Source organism: uncultured Frigoribacterium sp. (genome assembly GCF_963515265.1).
GTDB lineage: Bacteria > Actinomycetota > Actinomycetes > Actinomycetales > Microbacteriaceae > Frigoribacterium.
The window spans coordinates 1-19,112 of sequence record NZ_CAUPYL010000001.1; the positions used below are offsets into that span (position 1 = coordinate 1).

Consider the following 19,112-nt stretch of genomic DNA (forward strand, 5'->3'; position numbering starts at 1 on the left):
GTGCGCGGGTTCCCGCGGCGCTGAGCAGCCCCCGTCGCCCGCGGCGCTGAGCAGCCCCCCCGTCGCGCGCGGCGCTGACCCGGCTCTCGCGTGCCGCTCGGGCCCGCACGCGAGAACGCCCCCGCTCCGTCTCGACGACGGGGAGGGGGCGTTCGTGCACCGGCGGCTCAGTACCGGTAGTGGTCGACCTTGTAGGGGCCGTCGACGCTGACGCCGATGTACTTCGCCTGCGCGTCGGTGAGGGTGGTCAGCTCGACGCCGAGCGCGTCGAGGTGCAGCCGCGCCACCTTCTCGTCGAGGTGCTTGGGCAGCACGTAGACCTCGGTCTCGTAGTTCTCACGGTGAGCCCAGAGCTCGATCTGCGCGAGGACCTGGTTCGTGAAGGAGTTGCTCATCACGAACGAGGGGTGACCGGTCGCGTTGCCGAGGTTCATCAGGCGGCCCTCGCTGAGCACGAGCACGCTGCGCCCCGTGGGGAGGCGCCACTCGTGCACCTGGGGCTTGATCTCGACGCGCTCGGCGCCGGCGAGCGACTCGAGCCCGGCCATGTCGATCTCGTTGTCGAAGTGGCCGACGTTCGCGACGATCGCGAGGTGCTTGAGCGCGAGGAGGTGGTCGACGGTCACGACGTCGAGGTTGCCGGTGCCCGTGACGAGGATGTCGACCGTCTCGACGACGGACTCCAGACGGGCGACCTGGTAGCCGTCCATCGCGGCCTGGAGGGCGTTGATAGGGTCCACCTCGCTGACGATGACGCGCGCACCCTGCCCGCGCAGCGCCTCCGCGGCGCCCTTGCCCACGTCGCCGTAGCCGGCGACGAAGGCGACCTTGCCGCCGATGAGCACGTCGGTCGCCCGCATCAGCCCGTCGGGCAGAGAGTGGCGGATGCCGTACTTGTTGTCGAACTTCGACTTCGTGACGGAGTCGTTCACGTTGATGGCGGGGAACAGCAGCTCGCCGGCACGGGCGAGCTCGTACAGGCGGTGCACGCCCGTCGTGGTCTCTTCCGTGACGCCCTGCAGCTCGGCGCCGATGGTCGTCCAGCGGTCGGTCGACTCGGCCAGCGAGCCGCGCAGCACCTCGAGGATCACCCGCCACTCGTGGCTGTCGCCGGGGGCGTCGTCGGGAACGGCGCCGGCGAGCTCGTACTCGCGGCCCTTGTGCACGAGCATCGTGGCGTCGCCGCCGTCGTCGAGGATCATGTTCGGGCCGGCGAACGAGGCGCCTGCCTCGGCGGCCTCGGCCGACCAGTCGAAGATCTGGGAGGTGCACCACCAGTACTCGTCGAGCGTCTCGCCCTTCCAGGCGAAGACGGGCACGCCCGCCGGCTGCTCGGGGGTGCCGGTCGGGCCGACGACGATCGCGGCCGCCGCCTCGTCCTGCGTGGAGAAGATGTTGCAGCTGGCCCAGCGGACCTGCGCGCCGAGGGCCGTGAGGGTCTCGATCAGCACGGCGGTCTGCACGGTCATGTGCAGCGAGCCGGCGACGCGGGCACCGGCGAGCGGCTGCGTCGGGCCGAACTCCTCGCGGAGGGCCATGAGGCCGGGCATCTCGTTCTCGGCGAGCCGGAGCTGGTGTCGACCGGCCTCGGCGAGGGACAGGTCGGCGACCTTGTAGGGCAGCGTGGTCGTGTCAGTGGGCATGGGTCCATTCTCGCCCACCCTGCCGCGTGTGTCGCCCAGGTTCGGAGAGCCGCGTGGGTCCGGCCCGGGGTCAGGAACGCACGAGACGGGCGATCGCGGCCGACGCCTCCGCGATCTTCTCGTCGGCCACCGCCCCGCCCTCGCGAGCCGCCTCGGCGACGCAGTGCGCGAGGTGGTCCTCGAGCAGCTGCAGGGCCACCGTCTCGAGCGCCTTCGTGGCCGCGCTCACCTGCGTGAGGACGTCGATGCAGTAGACGTCGTCCTCGACCATCCGCTGGATGCCGCGGACCTGGCCCTCGGCACGGCGGAGGCGCGTCACGATCTGCTGCTTCGAGCCGCTGTAGCCGGGAGATCCCGGCGGCGTCGTGCTCGGGTCGGTCGTCACGATGCCCGGATCAGCGCCAGGACCTCGTCGCGCACCGCCTCCATGCCCGAGCGCGTCGCCGCCTCGGCGTTCAGGCGGAGCAGAGGCTCGGTGTTCGAGGGGCGGACGTTGAACCACCAGAAGCCGCCGTCCGCCGACGACCCCGACACGGTGAGGCCGTCGAGCTCGTCGAAGTCGCCCCGGCCGGTGAACGCCTCGACGACGCGGGTGTAGGCGGCGGGCACGTCGGTGACGGTCGAGTTGATCTCGCCGCTGGCGGCGTACGGCGTGTAGCGGTCGGTCAGGGTCGACAACGGCTCGTCCTGGTGACCCAGCTCGGCGAGCACGTGCATGGCGGCGAGCATGCCGTTGTCGGCGCCCCAGAAGTCGCGGAAGTAGTAGTGCGCGGAGTGCTCGCCGCCGAAGATCGCGCCCGTCGTGCGCATCTCGTCCTTGATGAGCGAGTGCCCGACCCGGGTGCGGACGGGCACCGCCCCGGAGGCGACGATGGCCTCGGGCACGGCGCGCGAGGTGATCAGGTTGTGGATGACGGAGATGGAGGCGTCCGGCTCGGCCGCCCGGACCCGGGCGATCTCGCGCACCGCGACGATCGCCGCGACGGCGGACGGGGTGACCGCGTCGCCCTTCTCGTCGACGACGAAGCAGCGGTCGGCGTCGCCGTCGAAGGCGAGGCCGAGGTCCGCGCCGTGGGCGACGACCGCGGCCTGGAGGTCGACGAGGTTGGCCGGCTCGAGCGGGTTCGCCTCGTGGTTCGGGAACGTGCCGTCGAGCTCGAAGTAGAGCGGGACGATCTCGAGGGGCAGCGCCGGGAGCCCGGCGGCGGCGCCGAGGACCGCGGGCACGGTCAGGCCGCCCATGCCGTTGCCGGCGTCGACGACCACCTTCAGGGGCCGGACGCCGGCCAGGTCGACGAGCCCGCGCAGGTGCGCCGCGTAGCCCGGCAGCGCGTCGTGCTCGCGGAGCGACCCCGGCACCTCGACGGACGAGATGCCGTCGGCGAGATAGGCGGCGGCCCGGTCGCGGATCGAGGAGAGGCCCGTGTCGAGGCTGATCCCCTGGGCGCCTGCACGGCTCATCTTGATGCCGTTGTAGGTCGCGGGGTTGTGGCTGGCGGTGAACATCGCCGCCGGCGCGTCGAGCGAGCCCGAGGCGAAGTAGGACTCGTCGGTCGAGCAGAGCCCGAGGGCGACGACGTCCGCGCCCCGGGCCAGGGCGCCGCGGGCGAAGGCCGCCGCGAACGAGGGCGAGGAGTCGCGCATGTCGTGGCCGACCACGAGCTCGCTCCCCGCCGCGCCCACCTCGTCCGCGAAGGCGGCCCCGAACGCCTCGACGACGTCGTCGGTGAGCTGGCTCCCGACCAGCCCGCGGACGTCGTAGGTCTTGACGAAGGCGGAGAGGTCGACGGTGTCTTCAGTGGTCATGGCCCAAAACTACCCGGCGCAGCACCTGCCAGCCCTGGGGGACGGACAGGGACGACGCGTGTCGGGCGCACAGGTCGTACCCGTGCGGCTCGACCCGGTCGCTCAGGGGGCCGACGACGACCATGGAGTCCGCGTACACGTAGGTGAGGGTCGACACCGCCTCGTCGTGGCAGGTGACCTTGCTGCAGGGTCGTGGCTCCATGGACCGCCACGATACCGCCGGACTACGATGGCGAGATGCCGAGGCCACGTCGAGTCCGCGTCACCGACCGGTCTCGCCGTCGGGACCGACACGGCCGTGGCCTGCGCTCCTCGGCCGCCGGCCCCCACCTGCCGTTCCTGCGCACGAGGGTCGAGCTCTTCGACGACCTCGTCGCCGAGACGGCGGACCACCTGCGCGAGCTGTGGCCCGACGACCTCGCCGACGTGACGTTCGAGGTCGCCGGCCTGCCTGCGGCCCCCGACCCGTCCCGCGTCGAGCGCTGGCGCGTCGACCGGGCCGCCCGCAGCGTGGTCGTCTACCGTCTGCCCATCGAGCGCCTCTCGCACGTGCCCGAGTCGCACCGGCAGGTGGACGACGAGTGGCAGCACCGGGTCCTCGTGGAGGGCTGGGTGCTGCAGGCCGTCGGCGACCTCCTCGGCAAGGACCCGTGGGATCTGTCCCCCGACCGCTGGCGCGACCGCTGACCTACGGGTAGACGACCACCGGGGTCGACGCCGGGAGGGCCGAGGTGACGGGCCACGACGCGACGGCGCCGGCGGCCGACCAGCTCACCGCGGCTCGCAGATCGTCGGCGTCGCGCAGGGTCAGGACGTCGCCGCCGGACACCGTGACGCCGACGGTGCTGCCCGCCGGGACCGTCACCCGCTGCTCCGCGTCGCCGATCTCGACGACCGCCGTGGCCGCCTCCGTGCCGGGGTTCGCGATCGACAGGGTGGGGCCCTCGCCCTGGGGCACCTGCACGAGCGTGTCGCCACGCAGCGCCGGGGCCCCGGCGGCCCAGGCGAGGTCGACCGCGCCCTCGGCCGAGATCGTGGAGGTGCGGGCACCGGCCACGACGGGGACCTGCGACACCAGCGTGGCGGTCCAGGTGCCGTCCGCGAGGCCGTCGACCGGCACGTCGGTGACGCGCCCGGCCTCGACCCTCGTCTGGAACGTCGCGCCCGTGCCGTCGGCCGTCGAGAGCGTGATCGAGACCTGTGCGGCCTCGTCGCCGGGGACGTAGATCCGGACGACGCTCTGCAGGTCGGCCGACGAGGGCTCGGTGAGCGCGCCCTCGAGCGCCGCGGAGTCCCGGACGACGATCCCGGGGACGACCACCTGGCGGGCGGGCGGGGCCGCACCGCTGACGATGTCGACGCCGCCGGGGTCGAGGGTGCGCACGACGCTCTGCTGCAGCGACGCGACGATGCGGCCGCCCCGGCTCTGGACGTGGACGACGGGCGACACGAGGCCCGTCGCGAAGCCGGAGAGCGGGACGACCTTCTGGCTGCGGGGGGCGACGACGATGCCGTCGATGCCGGGGCCCTGCACGCGACCGTTCTCCGCGGCGATGCCGAGGTCGACGGTCGCGTTGACGTCCGTGGGGTTGACGAGCACGACGAGCGACACGCGTCCGGTCTCGGTCGAGCCCCCGACGAGCCAGGTCGAGCTCGTCGGCTCGGTGCACGGGGCGGCCGCGAAGCCCACGAGCTCGCCCTCGGAGACGGACTGGCTCTGGGCGGCGGCGACGAGCGGGACGTCGTCGCCCTCCACGGGCGTCGTCCACAGCACCGGGTCGGAGTCGCTCCCGTCCGCCCCGGCGAGGGCGGTGCTCTCGTCGTCGCCCGAGCTGGAGGCGGACTCGACCTGCGCCCGACCGACCGAGCTGGCGGTCGTCGCCTGCTGGCCCTCGTCGTCCGAGAGCTGGAGCAGCCCTCCCGTGCAGACGCGCTGCTGGTCGACCGCCACCGGGGCGACGAGCTGCCCGGCGGGCACGGTCTGCAGCGTCGGCAGCGGCAGGACGCCCGCGGCGCCGACGACCACGGCCGCGACGGCGAGGCCGGCCGCGCCGAGTCCGACACGTCGGGTGCGCGCGATGATCGGTCGCTCAGTCATCTCTCTCCTCGTCGAAGGTGGTGGCAGGCTGCTCCGACTCGGGCACGCCGGCCCGGGAGCGTCGGCGTCGCGGCGTCGTCGGCACGGCCAGCAGCAGCGCGGAGCCGAACACGAGGGCCCAGCTGATCAGGACGACGGGGCGGAGCGGCCCGGCGTCGTCGCGGTCCGGAGCGGCGCCCGAGGCGTCGACCCAGCGCCACAGCAGGCCGTTCGTGGTCTCGCCGACCGGCTGGAACGCCGCGGTCCCGTCGAGCGCCTCGCTCGCCCGGCGCTCCAGGGCCCGCGCCTCGTCGTCGCCGTCCGCCGCCTCGCCGAGGAGGACGAAGCCGACCCCGAGCTGGTCGAGGTCGTCGGACGGGTCGAAGCCGCTGATGCTCACGAGGTTGCCCGCGAGCACCGTCAGGTCCTCGTTGGTCGACGTCAGTCGCTGCGCCGTCGCGTCGAGGGTCGACTGGTCGTCGAGGGTCGCGCCCTGGCCGTGCTCGAGGGACACGGCGAGGGAACCGTCCGGCTGGGGCGTGAGCACCAGGGTGCCCACCTCGGGCGACGCCTCGGCCTCGGCCGTGACGTACGCCGACAGGATGCGGCCCGAGCTGGGGCGCACGTCGCCCGTGCCGAGGTAGGAGGCGACCACGAGCGGGAACACGGACGCCACGGTCACCGCGGCGACGACGACGCCCGCCGTGGGCGCCACGCGCGGCAGACGGTCGAGGGTGACCGCGGCGGCGCCGACGAGACCCAGCAGGTAGAGGCTCAGCCCGCTCCCGGCCCAGACCGAGGTCGTCTCGCTGCCGACGCCCGAGATCGAGAGGTGGGTCGCGGCGACCGCCGTGACGAATCCGAGCAGGGCGAGCGACAGGGCGGGCACGGCACGCCGCGCCTGGCCGACGAAGGGCGCCGCGACGGCGAGGAGGGCCAGCGGGACGAAGGCCGCCGCCACGACGACGGCGGCGGTCGAGCCGCTCACGCCCAGCCCGGCGAGCAGGGTCGTCCAGCCGTTCAGGCCGGTCTCGGGCGAGGCGACGAGCAGCTGCCACGGCGACGCGGGATCGATCCGCGCGGGGACACCAGGGTCGGCGAGGAGCCCCCACCAGGTGCCCCGCGAGATCTGCGCGACGGCGAGCGGCACGAAGAGGACCACGGCGGGCAGCGGGACGGCGAGCATCCGGTGGATTCCCCGGGGCCGGGTGGCGAGCGACCCGAGCCAGATGACGACGAGGGCCGGCCACAACGACGGGGCGCACGCCGCGACGACCGCGAAGAGCAGGGAGGCGGTCGCCCCGGCGGCCCACGACCGGGCCGACCCGATGAGCGCCCAGATCAGGAACGGCAGGGCGACGTGCGCCACGACCGCGCCGATGTGGCCCGACTGCAGGCCGGACAGCAGGGGGGACGAGAGCCCGTAGACCGCGGCGACGACGGCGGGGGTCCACGCCCGGCTCGTGACGCGACGGGCGGCGAACCACGCGCCGAGGGCCGAGGCCGGCAGCGCGACGAGCCAGAGCACGAGCACCGCGGTGGAGGGCGACCAGAACGTGATCGAGCCGAGGACGGCGAGCACCGCGGTGAACGGGTCGCTCGGCCCGACGAACCCGGTGCCGATCTCGTGGCGCCCCCACCCGACGTTGTCCCACAGCTCGGCGACCGAGGTGCTTAGCGGCAGGAGGCCACCACCCGTCAGGGCCGGCTGCGGCAGGAACTCGAGGAACGCCACGACGCCCACGACGGCGGCGACCAGCACGACCCAGAGGCCGCCGGATCCGATGAAGCTCGCCCGCGGGTCCGTCGCGTCCTCACCGTGCGCCACGAGGGCGTCACGGTCGCTGACGCGCCTCTCGCGGATCAGGTTGAAGGAGGCGCGCAGCGGCTCCACGGACGACCAGCTGGTCGTCCGGGTGCGCGCGAGCGCCCGCCGCGCGGGCAGCACCCGAGACCCGCCGAACGCGGCCGTCAGGGCGGTGGCGAACTCCCCCGGGACCGCCCCGGGGTTCTTCGTCAGCAGGTGCCAGACCGACCGGACGAAGGCGAGGGGCACGAGCGAGAGCCAGTGCAGGGGCAACGCGGCAGGGGGCGAGTAGACGAGCCGCCGGTGCAGCTGGGCGGCACGGTGGAGGCGGGCGGCGCGGGCGTGCCCCCCGGGGGCCTGCCCGAAGTCCTCCGGCTGACCGGCGCTCGACACCCGCGCGTCGGGCACGAGCACGACGCGGTGCCCCGCGAGGCGCGCGCGGACGGAGAGGTCGAGGGCGGCGTCGACGTGCGGGAGGCCGGGGTCGAAGCCGCCGAGGGCCGTCCACACGCTGCGGCGGACGAGCATGCCCGCGGCCGCCACGCCGAGGACGTCTTCGTGGTGGTCGTGCTGCCCCTGGTCCAGCTGGCTCTCGACGAGGGGCATGGACGCGCCGTAGCGGGTCATCGTCTCGCCGAACTCGGCGATGACGGTCGGGTCGTCGAGCCGCATCAGCTTCGGCCCGGCGACCGCGACCGAGGGCGACACCTCGACCTGGGACAGGAGGCGGTCCAGCGCCTCGGGTCCGGGCACGTTGTCGTGCCCCAGGAACCACAGCCACTCGTCCGCGTCGACGGCGCCGTCGCGGGGAGAGTCGCCCGGCCCCGACACGCGCACGCCCTGCGCGAGCGCCTGGACGAAGGTCGTGGAGGCGGGCACGCTGGTCAGCTGTGCCGCCCCGCTGAGCGAGAGGCGCCCGGCCTCGCTGTCCTTGCCGCCCGCGTCGACCACGACCAGGGACTCCGGCGGGCGGGTCTGCCGCGACAGCGCGTCGAGGGTTCGGTCGAGGTAGGTCGCTCCACCAGGGGCGACGAGGATCGCTGTGACTCTCGGCTGCATGACCTGAGCAGCCTAGGTCGGGTGCCCCGCGCCTCCGCCGCGCCGCGCCGGTCCCTCCCCACCTGTGAGGAGCCGATGAGGGGCGAGCCGCACGAGAGTCGACGGCCCGGGACGACGACGGCGCCCGTCCCCCTCGGGGACCGGGCGCCGTGGTGACGTCAGGGGAACGGACTAGGCCCGCTTGCGGAGCTTGCGGCGCTCACGCTCGGACAGGCCGCCCCAGATGCCGAAGCGCTCGTCGTTCTGCAGCGCGTACTCGAGGCACTGGGCGCGCACGTCGCACGAGGCGCAGATCTTCTTCGCGTCGCGGGTCGAGCCGCCCTTCTCGGGGAAGAACGCCTCGGGGTCGGTCTGGGCGCAGAGCGAGTCGACCTGCCAGGACAGCTGGGCCTCGTCCTCGTCGCCGGACCTGCGGACACCGGGGACCCCCAGCAGCACCGGGTCGACGTGCCAGTCGTCGGGCACACCCGCTCGGACCGGTGCGACGAGGTCTCGGTCGTCACGGCTCTCGTCGATCGCCATGGCACATCTCCCCTCGTGTCGCTCGCTCCCTGGACGGCTGCGATGTGCCAATTACACCGGTGTAGTTCGGCCACGTCAAGTCGGACCCCATAAACCCTGCACCCCTCATCGAGGGTCAACCGGGCTCCGGCGTGTCGGACCGGGACCCGGCGAACGCCGACACGGCTCCGAGGAGGCGGTCGTCGCGTCAGGGACGCGGTGCCGCGTCCCAGGCGCTGGTCACCATCTCGAGCAGCGTGTGGCGCATCTCCCAGTCGAGATCGCGGGCCGCCAGCGCTCCGTCGGCGACGATGCGGTCGGGGTCGCCGGGGCGACGCGGGCCGACCTCCGGGGTGAAGTCGACGCCGGTGCCCTCGCGCATCGCGTCCATGATCTCGGCGACCGACACCCCGCCTCCGGAGCCCAGGTTGTAGGCGGCCTCGACGGGCTCGCCCGCGTCGAGACGACGCGCCGCGGCGACGTGCGAGACGGCGAGGTCGGCGACGTGCACGTAGTCGCGGACGCAGGTGCCGTCGGGCGTGTCGTAGTCGTCGCCGTTGATCCGCGGCGAGCGCCCCGCGGCGAGCGCGTCGAAGACGAGCGGGAACAGGTTGTGCGGGCTCGCGTCCCAGAGCTCGGGCGAGCCCGAGCCGACGACGTTGAAGTAGCGCAGGCTCGTGTGCCGGAGGCCGACGGCCGTCGCCTGGTCGCGGAGCAGCCACTCGCCGATGAGCTTGCTCTCGCCGTAGGGCGAGGCGGGGGCCTTGGGGGTGTCCTCGGTGACGACGTCCGTCGGCGGGGTGCCGTAGACGGCGGCGCTCGAGGAGAAGACGACCCGGTCGACCCCGGCGTCGGCCATGGCGCCGAGGAGCACCTGCGTGCCGGTCACGTTCTGCTCGTAGGTGTGCAGCGGGCGCTGCACCGAGACTCCGGCGTACTTGTAGCCCGCCACGTGGACGACCCCGGTGACCCCGTGCTGCTCGATCGCGGCGGCGACGGCGTCGCGGTCCAGGATGCTCGCACGGACGAACGGCACGCCCTCCGGGACGAAGCCCTCGAGGCCGGACGAGAGGTCGTCGAGGACGACGGCGTCCATGCCCGCCCCCGTGAGCTCGCGGACGACGTGGGACCCGATGTACCCGGCACCGCCGGTGACCAACCATGACATGGCGTCAGCCTAGCGAGACGAGGAGGCGCCTCCCGGTCCGCAGCACCGGCCCGCGACGGGCGCGCCCCCGTCGCGAGGGAACCGCGTCAGGCGGGCGTCGCCACCCAGAGCAGGCCGCCGCCGCTGACCGCGAGGCGGACCTCGTCGGGGGTCACGAAGGCGGACTCGCCCCGGGCGAGGTGGATGGTGCCGTCCTGTCCCTTGACGTCGACCTCGCCGTCGGTGACGAGCAGGATGCTCGGCCCGCCGATCTCGACGACCGCGCCCGCGCCTCCTGCGTGGACCCGCAGCAGGGCGAAGCCGGTGCCCTCGGGGGCGAAGCGCTCGACCCCGCGGGCGACCTCGACGGGGCGGAGCCACGGGACGGGCAGCGGGGAGAACTCGAGCACCCGCAGCAGCTCGGGCACGTCGACGTGCTTGGGGGTGAGGCCGCCGCGCAGCACGTTGTCGGAGGGCGCCATCAGCTCGATGCCGAGCCCGCCGAGGTAGGCGTGGACGTTGCCCGCCGGCAGGAACAGCGCCTCGCCGGCTCGGAGCGAGACCCGGTTGAGCAGCAGCGACACGACCACGCCGGGGTCGCCCGGGTAGAGGCGGTCGAGCTCGACGACGGTCGCGGTGCTCGGGCTCGGGTCGGCGACCCCCCTCGCCAGCTCGGCCACCGCCCCGACGACCCGTCGAGACTCGTCCGAGCCGTCGAAGAGCCAGGCCAGCGTCGACTCGAGCGACGCTTCGACGCTGCCGCGGAGTGCCGAGAGACGGCCGGTGCCCGCGTCGATCACGTCGATGTCCGCGAGGGTCTCGGCCGGGTCGCGGAAGCCGCAGAGCGCGTCGAAGCGCTCGCTGAGGGCGACGATGATCTCGGGCTTCGGGAACCGGTCCTTGTAGTTGCGGTGCGGTGCGTCCAGGGGGACGCCCGCCGCCTCCTCGCGGGCGAAGCCGTCCTCGGCCTGCTCGGGCGTCGGGTGCGCCTGGATCGACAACGGCTGGTCGGCGGCGAGCACCTTGAGCAGGAACGGCAGCTCGGTGCGGCCCCGCCCGAGCGCCCTGGCGGGCTCGGCCTCGAACCAGTCGGCCAGGGTGTCGGCACCGTCCACGACGGCGGGGGCCACGACGATGCTCGGCGACCCGGGGTGCGCGCCCAGCCAGAGCTCGGCCTCCGGCCTGCCCGACGGCCGACGCCCGAGCAGCTCGGAGATCGCGGTGCGGGAACCCCACGCGTAGTCGCGCGGGGTGTTCGTGATGGCGAGGAACATGGTTCTCCGAGCGTGTCGTGGGTCGTGCCCGTCGGGCGGCGTGCGCGGCGACCGGGCGGCCGGGCTTGGGGCCCCTCTACAAAGGGCCGAGCGCGCCGGCCGGGAGGCCTTGGTCAAAACTACCAAGCTCGTTGCCGCCCTCGGCCCTCCTGCCTAGGCTCGCCGCGTCTCACCCGGGACGGCGACGCGGGCGTCGTCGTCGCCACCACGACACGGAGCAACGGAGCCACCTGATGTCCACATCGACCCTCACCTCGTTCACCTCGCTCGCCAGCGACTTCTACGGGTACGAAGACCTGCTCACCGACCGCGAGAAGTCGGTGCTGGCCGACCTGCGGCACTACCTCGAGACGGAGGTGAAGCCGATCGTCAACGACCACTGGGCCCGGGCGGAGTTCCCGACGAGGATCGTCAAGGGCCTCGCCGACCTCGGCATCTTCGCCCTCCCCTGGGAGGAGACCCGTCCGTTCGAGAACTCGGCCGTGTTCCGCGGCTGGGTCGCGCTCGAGCTGGCCAGGGTCGACGCCTCTGTTGCGACCTTCGTCGGCGTCCAGAACGGGCTGGCGATGGGGTCGATCAGCGTCGGGGGCTCCCCCGAGCAGCGCGCCGAGTGGCTGCCCCGGCTCGCGAGCGGCGAGCTCGTCGGCGCCTTCGGCCTCACCGAGCCGCTGTCGGGATCCGACTCGGCGCAGGGCCTCCGCACGGTCGCGACACGCGACGGGGACGACTGGGTGCTCACCGGGTCGAAGCGCTGGATCGGCAACGCGACCTTCAGCGACCTCACGATCATCTGGGCGAAGAGCGCCGAGGACGGCCAGGTCAAGGGATTCATCGTCCCCACCTCGACCCCCGGCTACACGGCGACCAAGATCGAGGACAAGCAGAGCCTGCGGATCGTGCAGAACGCCGACATCGTGCTCGACGGGGTCCGGGTGCCCGAGAGCCTGCGCCTCCAGCAGGCGAACTCGTTCCGCGACACGGCGGCGGTGCTCCGGCTCACGCGGGCCGAGGTCGCCTGGGCCGCGGTCGGCAACTCGATCGGCGCCTACGAGGCGGCCCTGGCCTATGCCGGGGAGCGCATCCAGTTCGGCAAGCCGATCGCCGCGCACCAGCTCGTGCAGGACCTGCTCGTCAAGTGCATCGGCAACATCACGGCCTCGCTCGGGATGGTGGTCCGCGTGTCGCAGATGCTCGACGACGGCAAGCAGCGCGACGAGCACGCCTCGCTCGCCAAGGCCTACACGACCGCCCGGATGCGCGAGACGGTGGCGCACGCCCGGGAGGTGCTGGGCGGCAACGGGATCGTGCTCGACTACGACGTCGCGCGCCACTTCGCGGACGCCGAGGCCCTCTACAGCTACGAGGGCACGCGCGAGATGAACACGCTGATCGTCGGCCGCAGCATCACCGGCCAGGCCGCCTTCGTCTGAGCGGCGGCCCGCCGCGGGGGCGCCGTCGTCTAGCCTGGTCCGCATGACGACGACGCTCCCCGCTCGCCGTGCCGCGCCCGCGCCTCCCGAGCGTGCCCGCACGCTCTTCGCCACGCTCGTCTTCCTCGTCCTCCTGGGCGGCGACGTGCTGCGGAACGGGACGAGCTTCTGGGGCTGGGGCGTGGTCTGCGGCGTCATGGTGATCGCCGCGGCGGTCGTCGTCGTGCGGCACCCGCCGCGGGTGCGCACGCTGCCGCGCCTCCTCGTGCTCTGGCTGGCCTTCGCCGTCGTCTCGCTGTCCTGGTCGCAGTACCCCGCCGCCTCCGCCATCGGCATCGTCGCGACGCTGGCGACGACCCTCGGGGCCGTCGCCGTCACCTCGACGCTGCCCTGGCCGTCGATCGTGATCGCCCTGGGCCGGGCGCTGCGGCTGCACGTCGGGGCCTCGCTGCTCTTCGAGCTCGTCGTCGGCGTGATCGTGCGCCGGCCCGTGTGCCCGGTCTACCTCGACTGCACGGGCGGCGTCCCCGACGCCTTCTTCTGGTCGCGGGCCGAGCTGTTCACGGGCGGCCGCATCCAGGGGCTGCAGGGCAACAGCAACATCCTCGCCGTGTTCGCCCTCCTCGCCCTGGTGGTCACTGCCGTGCAGCTCGCCGCCGGCCAGGTGACGAAGAACGCCGGGCGGGTCGGCATCGCCGCGGCCGTCGTCGCGCTCCTGCTCACGCGATCGGCCACCACCGTCGTCTGCGCCGTCGCCGTCGCCCTGGTGCTGCTGCTCGTCACGAGGCTGCGGGCGACGCCCGTCGAGAGGCGCGGGCGGGTCTACGGCGCCGCCGCGGTCCTGGCCGTGCTCGCGGCGGGGCTCCTCGTGCTGGCGCGCCAGCCCCTGCTCGCCCTCGCCGGCCGCAGCGGCGACCTCACCGGCCGCACCGACATCTGGGCCGCCGTGCTCGACCTCGGCGTGCAGCACCCCGTCGTCGGCTGGGGCTGGGTCAGCTACTGGATCCCCATCTCCGAGCCGTTCATCGACCTCGCCGAGCGCAACGGCGTCGTGTACCTGCAGGCGCACGACGCGTACCTCGACGTCTGGTTCCAGCTCGGCTGGGTCGGCCTCGTGCTCTTCCTGCTCGTCGTCGTCGGCGTGCTGCTGCGGGCGTGGTCCTGGGCGACGGACCGCCGCGTCCTCGGCGTGGGGCGCGAGGCGGCGTGGTCCGCGCTCGACCTGCTGCCCGTGCTGCTGCTGACCCTCCTCCTCGTGCACGGCCTCACCGAGTCGCGGCTGATCGTCGAGTGGGGCTGGGCGATCTTCGTGGTCGTCGTCGTGGTCACGCGACGGGACGCCTACGGCTGGACGGACCGCGACCGGTGATCGACGGGCTCGGCCCGCGACGCCGCGACCCCCTGCGGCGGTACCTCTCGGCCTGGGTCGGCTTCTCCGCCGGCGGCCAGTTCTCCCAGGCGCTCTCGGTGGCGATCGTGCTCTTCGCGTTCTCGACGCAGGCCATCCGCTCGGTGATGGGCTGGCCGGGCGCGGTCGCCGTGCTCGCGACGCTGCTCGTGCTCGCGGCGCTGTCGCTCTTCGGCGGCCGGCACCACGTCGAGTGGCACGGCATCCTGCCGGTGTCTCTCATCGCGCTCTTCGGCTTCATGGCCATCAGCGTGCTCTGGAGCGAGTACACCTGGGTCACGGTGGGAGGCGCCGCCTACGCCGCGGGGTTCGGGGCGCTCGGCCTCTACCTGGCGCTGGGACGGGACCTGGTCCAGGTGGTGCGAGCCGTCGGCGACGCGCTGCGGATCGTCCTCGTCACCTCTATGTCGCTCGAGGTGTTCGCCGGGCTGCTGATCGACCAGCCGATCGGGTTCCTCGGCATCCGGGGCGACCTGGCTCTCGGCGGGCCGATCCAGGGGCTCGCGGGCACGCGCAACTACCTCGGCTTCTTGGCGGCGCTCGCCCTCGTCACCTTCGTGGTCGAGTTCCTGACCCGGTCGGTCCCCCGGTCGCACGCCGCCGCGTCCGCCGTGCTGGCCGCCGTGACCCTGCTGTTCGCGCGCTCGCCCGTGGCTGCGCTGGCGGTCGTGGTCCTCGTCCTGGCCGGCCTCGCGCTCCGTGCCCTGCGCAAGGCGCCCGAGCACCGGCGTCCCCTGCTCCAGAGCGTGCTGGCCGTCGTGGTCGTCGTCGGCGGCGCGATCTCCTGGGCCCTCCGCGACTCCCTGCTCGCGAGCGTCGACGGCGCATCGGACCTCAGCGCACGATCCCTCCTCTGGGCGCGCGTCCGGAGCCTCGCCAGCGTGCACGACATCACCGGGTGGGGCTTCGTCGGCCAGTGGCCGGCCGAGATCTTCCCCTTCTCGACGGTCCTGGCGCCGGACGGCCGCCCCTACGCGACGGCCCTCAACGCTTTCTTCGACGTCTGGCTGCAGCTCGGCCTCGTGGGCGTGCTGCTGCTCGTCGTCTCGGGGGCACTCGCACTCGTGCGGAGCTGGGCGACCGCCTCCGGCCACCCGATCGTCGCGTACGTCTGGCCTGCCCTCGTGCTGGTGCTGATCGGGGTCACCGCCCTCGCCGAGAGCTTCGTGCTCTTCGAGGGGACGCTCATGCTGTTCGTCGCCATCGCCACGATCGCTGCCCGCAAACGGTCGTGGCGCTCGCGCCTGCCGCAGCTGGCCGCGCCCCCGCGCGGGTCGGACCGCTAGTCGCCCCGGCCGCTGGTCGCCCCGGTCGTGCTCAGCGCTCGACGACCCAGTCGGGGCCCGGTCGGCGACCCAGCAGGGCCGCCAGACGCCGCTGCACGCCCCAGACGGTGACCCGGGCCATGGCCTCGACGACGATCGCCTGGCTCATCTTGGACTCGCCCAGCTCGCGTTCACGGAACTCGATCGGCACCTCCACGACGCGACCGCCGCCGTCGAGCGTGCGGAGCGTCATGTCGACCTGGAAGCAGTAGCCCTTGGAGTCGATCCCCGCGAGGTCCATGGCTGCGAGTGCGTCTCGGGTGTAGACGCGGAAGCCCGCCGTCACGTCCTTGAGACGGAGACCGAGGGCGAGCCGCGCGTACAGGTTGCCGCCACGGCTCAGCAGCTGGCGCGAGACGGGCCAGTTGACGACGGAGCCGCCGGGCACCCAGCGGCTGCCGATCGCGAGGCTCGGGGTCCAGGCATCGTCCCCGGTGACCCGCGAGATCATCTCGGGCAGCGCCTCCGGCGGGTGGGAGCCGTCGGCGTCCATCTCGATGACGAAGTCGTAGCCGCGCTCCAGGCCCCAGCGGAAGCCCTTGACGTACGCCGAGCCGAGGCCGAGCTTGCCGGTGCGGTGCTCGACGTGGATGCGGGGGTCGGCGGCGGCCATCCGCTCGGCGAGCTCGCCCGTGCCGTCGGGGCTGCCGTCGTCGACGACGAGCACGTCGACGTCCGGCGCGGCGGCGAAGAGACGCCCGAGGATGATCGGGAGGTTCTCGACCTCGTCGTAGGTGGGGAGGACGACGAGGGCGCCTGCGCCGGTGTGGGCGGTCATGCGTGGATCCGTTCCTGTGCGGGGACGTGGCCTTGGGGCCGACTCGACTCTAGACGGTCGCCCCGAGTGCAGGTCGCGACCCCCAGTTCGGGGCGCCCGAGCTCCTTCTGGGGCGATCGACCGTCCTGTAGCCTTCGCGAGATCAGGACAGGGCCGCCTCGGTGTGCCCGGACACCACCGAGGGGAACATCACTTGCGCACGACCATCTCCACATTCGCGGGGGCGCTGACCGCCGCGGCACTCGTCGGGGCCTGCCTCGTCGGGGCGCCGCAGCCCGCGCTCGCCGCCCCGAGCACGCCTCCTCCCACGGCGGCGCCGACCACGTCGCCGTCACCGACCGCGGCGCCGTCACCGTCGGCGACGCCTCCGGCTGCCCCCACCGCTCCCACGACCGCCGACGGCTCGTTCGTCGACCTCGATCCGTCGTTGGCCGAGATGAACGCGGCAGAGAACCACACGATGGGGTCGACGGTCCCGTCGAACGAGCCCCAGCCCGCGGCCCCGCGCTCGCAGCAGCGTCAGCTGTCGGCCCAGGCGGCCTTCCCGCCCGGCGTCCCCGGCCTGGACGTGAGCGGCTGGCAGGAGAACGTCGACTGGAACGGCGTCTGGGCCCAGGGCGCCCGGTTCGCCTACGTCAAGGCCACCGAGGGGCTCACCTACCGGAACGGACAGTTCCCCCAGCAGTACAACGGCTCCTACGCCGTGGGCATGATCCGGGGCGCCTACCACTTCGCCCGCCCCAACATCTCGAGCGCCACCGCCCAGGCCAACTACTTCGTCGCGAACGGCGGCGGATGGGTGGGCGACAGCCGCACCCTGCCGCCCCTGCTCGACATCGAGTACAACCCCTACGCGGCCAGCGACGGCACCAACTCCTGCTACGGCCTCAGCCCGGCAGCCATGAGCCAGTGGATCGCCGAGTTCTCGCAGCGCATCCAGACCCTGACCGGTGCTCGCCCGGCCATCTACACGACGACGGACTGGTGGCGCACCTGCACCGGCAACAACCCGACCTTCGGCGCCAACCCGCTCTTCATCGCTCGCTACCCGGCGAACCTCGCCTCGGGTGCGGGGACCCTGCCCGCCGGCTGGTCGTCGTACACGATGTGGCAGTACTCGAGCACGGGCCCGTTCCCCGGCGACTCGAACACCTTCAACGGCAGCCTGGCCACCCTGCAGCAGCTGGCCCTGAACGGACTGCCCATGCAGCAGCCGGCGGTCGGGGCAGGTGACCTGAACGGCGACGGGAGACCCGACGTCATGGCACGTCGGCCGGACGGGACCCTGTGGTTCTACCCGGGTGCCGGGAAGTCGGGCTCGGGCGTCGCCTTCGGCTCGGGGGTGCAGATGGGCTCCGGATGGGGCGTCTTCAACCAGATCGCCGGCGTCGGCGACGTCACGGGCGACGGCAAGGCCGACGTCATGGCCCGCAAGCCCGACGGCAGCCTGTGGCTCTACGCCGGGACCGGTGCCAGCTCGACCGCCGGTGCCGGCCTCAGCGCCGGCCGTCAGGTCGGCTCCGGGTGGGACGCCTTCACGGACTTCGTCGCCACCGGCGACTCGGACGGCGACGGCAAGCGCGACCTGCTCGCCCGACACCCTGACGGCTCGCTCATCCTCTATCCGGGACGGGGCGACGGGACCCTGTCCGCGGGCGTCCTCGTCGGCACCGGCTGGAACGGCTTCTCCCAGGTGGTCGGCGTCGGCGACGTGAACGGCGACGGTCTCGACGACCTGGCCGGGTTCCGCACGAACGGCAGCCTCACCCTCTACACGCGCTCGGGCGGCTCGTACGCGAGCGCGGCCGTGCTGGGCACGGGCCTCGTCGGCAGCGAACTGCTCCTCGCTGCCGGCGACGCGGACGGCGACGGTCGCTCCGACCTCTACGCCCGGACCCGCAGCGGCGAGCTGCTCTTCCTCGCGGGCATCACCGGTCAGGAAGCAGCGTTCGGCAACGGCCAGCAGGTCGGCAGCGGCTGGAACGGCTTCGCCTCGTTCTTCGGGGCGGGCGACCTCAACGGCGACCGAGCAGCGGACGTCGTCGCCATCGCGACGGACGGCGGACTCTGGTACTACGCCGGCTACGGCACCAACGCCGGCGTGCACCTCAGCTACCGACCGGGCCAGCGCATCGGCGAGGGCTGGGGATCGTTCCGCAAGGTCGTCGACGGCGGCGACGTCGACGGCGACGGCAGACGCGACCTGGTGGGAATCCGCAACGACGGCAGCCTCTGGATGTATCCCGGCACCGGCACGGTCTCGACGAACGGCGTCGCCTACGGGCAGCCCGTCCAGCTCGAGGCCACCGGCTGGTCCGGGGTGAGCGACCTCGCTCTCGGCGACTTCGACGGCGACAAGAAGGTCGACGTCGTCTCGGTCGGGGCAGGAGGCGCGGTGACGGGCCGCCAGGGACTCGCCAGGACGACCGCCGGCTCCCCGTGGTTCGGAGCGGCCACGTCGCTCTCCAAGGCCTCCGTGCCGGGCTTCGCGCCCAAGAGCACGGGAGACCTGAACGGCGACGGCAAGGCGGACCTGACCGCACTCGTCGGGGGCGGGGGCCTCGTCGTCCTGCCCGGAACGGGATCCGCGGTCGGCGACGCCGGCTTCGCCGCTCCGTTGACGGTCGGGAGCGGCTGGACCGTCTTCGACGTGGTCACCGGCACCGGGGACGCGGGAGTCCGCTCGGGTGACCTTCTGGGTCGCCGGGCCGACGGGACGCTCTGGTGGTACCCGGGCACGACGCGGGCCGGCCTCACGCGCTCGGGCTGGGCTGCAGGAGTGCCGGTCGGCAGCGGTTGGAACATCTTCGGCTGATCGTCCACGCACACGAGAGGGCCCCGCACGTCGCTGACGTGC

At 73.3% G+C, this 19,112-nt stretch carries 15 protein-coding genes; 5 read left to right on the plus strand and 10 right to left on the minus strand.

Features of this window, described 5'->3' with window-relative positions; genetic code table 11:
* Positions 1-167 precede the first annotated feature (167 nt).
* The 4 genes from ahcY to RWM17_RS00020 form a co-directional block, all read right to left on the minus strand.
* Positions 168-1,643 (minus strand): adenosylhomocysteinase, encoded by a 1,476-nt coding sequence (ahcY, locus tag RWM17_RS00005; protein ID WP_314100514.1) that lies wholly within the window; start codon positions 1,641-1,643, stop codon positions 168-170.
* A gap of 70 nt (positions 1,644-1,713) precedes the next feature.
* A complete protein-coding gene (locus RWM17_RS00010) occupies positions 1,714-1,965 on the minus strand; it encodes a metal-sensitive transcriptional regulator (protein WP_314100572.1) in 252 nt (83 codons plus the stop codon).
* 59 nt (positions 1,966-2,024) lie between these two features.
* Positions 2,025-3,449 (minus strand): phosphomannomutase/phosphoglucomutase, encoded by a 1,425-nt coding sequence (locus RWM17_RS00015; protein ID WP_314100515.1) that lies wholly within the window; start codon positions 3,447-3,449, stop codon positions 2,025-2,027.
* Positions 3,439-3,651, minus strand: coding sequence for a DUF3499 family protein (locus RWM17_RS00020; protein ID WP_133737779.1), 213 nt, complete (start codon positions 3,649-3,651; stop codon positions 3,439-3,441). The genes RWM17_RS00015 and RWM17_RS00020 overlap by 11 nt, the downstream gene beginning before the upstream one ends.
* A 35-nt stretch (positions 3,652-3,686) precedes the next feature.
* Between RWM17_RS00020 and RWM17_RS00025 the strand changes: the two genes are divergently transcribed.
* A complete protein-coding gene (locus RWM17_RS00025; RefSeq protein ID WP_123546515.1) occupies positions 3,687-4,136 on the plus strand; it encodes a hypothetical protein in 450 nt (149 codons plus the stop codon).
* Between the two features lies 1 nt (position 4,137).
* Here RWM17_RS00025 and RWM17_RS00030 read toward each other — a convergent pair whose 3' ends face one another.
* The 5 genes from RWM17_RS00030 to manA all read right to left on the minus strand — a co-directional run bounded on the left by RWM17_RS00030 (position 4,138) and on the right by manA (position 11,314).
* On the minus strand, positions 4,138-5,547 hold the full coding sequence (locus RWM17_RS00030) for a DUF5719 family protein (RefSeq protein ID WP_314100516.1): 1,410 nt from the start codon (positions 5,545-5,547) through the stop codon (positions 4,138-4,140).
* Positions 5,540-8,392, minus strand: a complete 2,853-nt coding sequence (locus RWM17_RS00035; RefSeq protein WP_314100517.1) for a glycosyltransferase — start codon at positions 8,390-8,392, stop codon at positions 5,540-5,542. The genes RWM17_RS00030 and RWM17_RS00035 overlap by 8 nt, the downstream gene beginning before the upstream one ends.
* A 171-nt stretch (positions 8,393-8,563) precedes the next feature.
* Positions 8,564-8,914 (minus strand): WhiB family transcriptional regulator, encoded by a 351-nt coding sequence (locus tag RWM17_RS00040; RefSeq protein ID WP_133737781.1) that lies wholly within the window; start codon positions 8,912-8,914, stop codon positions 8,564-8,566.
* Between the two features lie 187 nt (positions 8,915-9,101).
* Positions 9,102-10,061 (minus strand): UDP-glucose 4-epimerase GalE, encoded by a 960-nt coding sequence (gene galE, locus RWM17_RS00045; RefSeq protein WP_314100518.1) that lies wholly within the window; start codon positions 10,059-10,061, stop codon positions 9,102-9,104.
* Between the two features lie 86 nt (positions 10,062-10,147).
* A complete protein-coding gene (manA, locus tag RWM17_RS00050) occupies positions 10,148-11,314 on the minus strand; it encodes a mannose-6-phosphate isomerase, class I (protein ID WP_314100519.1) in 1,167 nt (388 codons plus the stop codon).
* Between the two features lie 233 nt (positions 11,315-11,547).
* Here manA and RWM17_RS00055 point away from each other — a divergent pair, with 233 nt between their 5' ends.
* The 3 genes from RWM17_RS00055 to RWM17_RS00065 are packed head-to-tail and all read left to right on the plus strand — an operon-like array spanning position 11,548 to position 15,438.
* Positions 11,548-12,744: an acyl-CoA dehydrogenase family protein gene (locus RWM17_RS00055; protein WP_314100520.1), complete on the plus strand. Its 1,197-nt coding sequence runs from the start codon at positions 11,548-11,550 to the stop codon at positions 12,742-12,744.
* A 43-nt stretch (positions 12,745-12,787) separates the two neighbouring features.
* Positions 12,788-14,113: an O-antigen ligase family protein gene (locus RWM17_RS00060; protein WP_314100521.1), complete on the plus strand. Its 1,326-nt coding sequence runs from the start codon at positions 12,788-12,790 to the stop codon at positions 14,111-14,113.
* Positions 14,110-15,438 carry an O-antigen ligase family protein gene (locus tag RWM17_RS00065; RefSeq protein ID WP_314100522.1) on the plus strand — a complete coding sequence of 443 codons (1,329 nt, stop codon included), beginning with the start codon at positions 14,110-14,112 and terminating at the stop codon, positions 15,436-15,438. Before RWM17_RS00060 ends, RWM17_RS00065 begins: the two co-directional genes overlap by 4 nt.
* Before the next feature lie 31 nt (positions 15,439-15,469).
* Here RWM17_RS00065 and RWM17_RS00070 read toward each other — a convergent pair whose 3' ends face one another.
* Positions 15,470-16,255 carry a polyprenol monophosphomannose synthase gene (locus tag RWM17_RS00070; protein ID WP_314100523.1) on the minus strand — a complete coding sequence of 262 codons (786 nt, stop codon included), beginning with the start codon at positions 16,253-16,255 and terminating at the stop codon, positions 15,470-15,472.
* 193 nt (positions 16,256-16,448) lie between these two features.
* Between RWM17_RS00070 and RWM17_RS00075 the strand changes: the two genes are divergently transcribed.
* Positions 16,449-19,070 (plus strand): GH25 family lysozyme, encoded by a 2,622-nt coding sequence (locus RWM17_RS00075; protein WP_314100524.1) that lies wholly within the window; start codon positions 16,449-16,451, stop codon positions 19,068-19,070.
* Positions 19,071-19,112 lie beyond the last annotated feature (42 nt).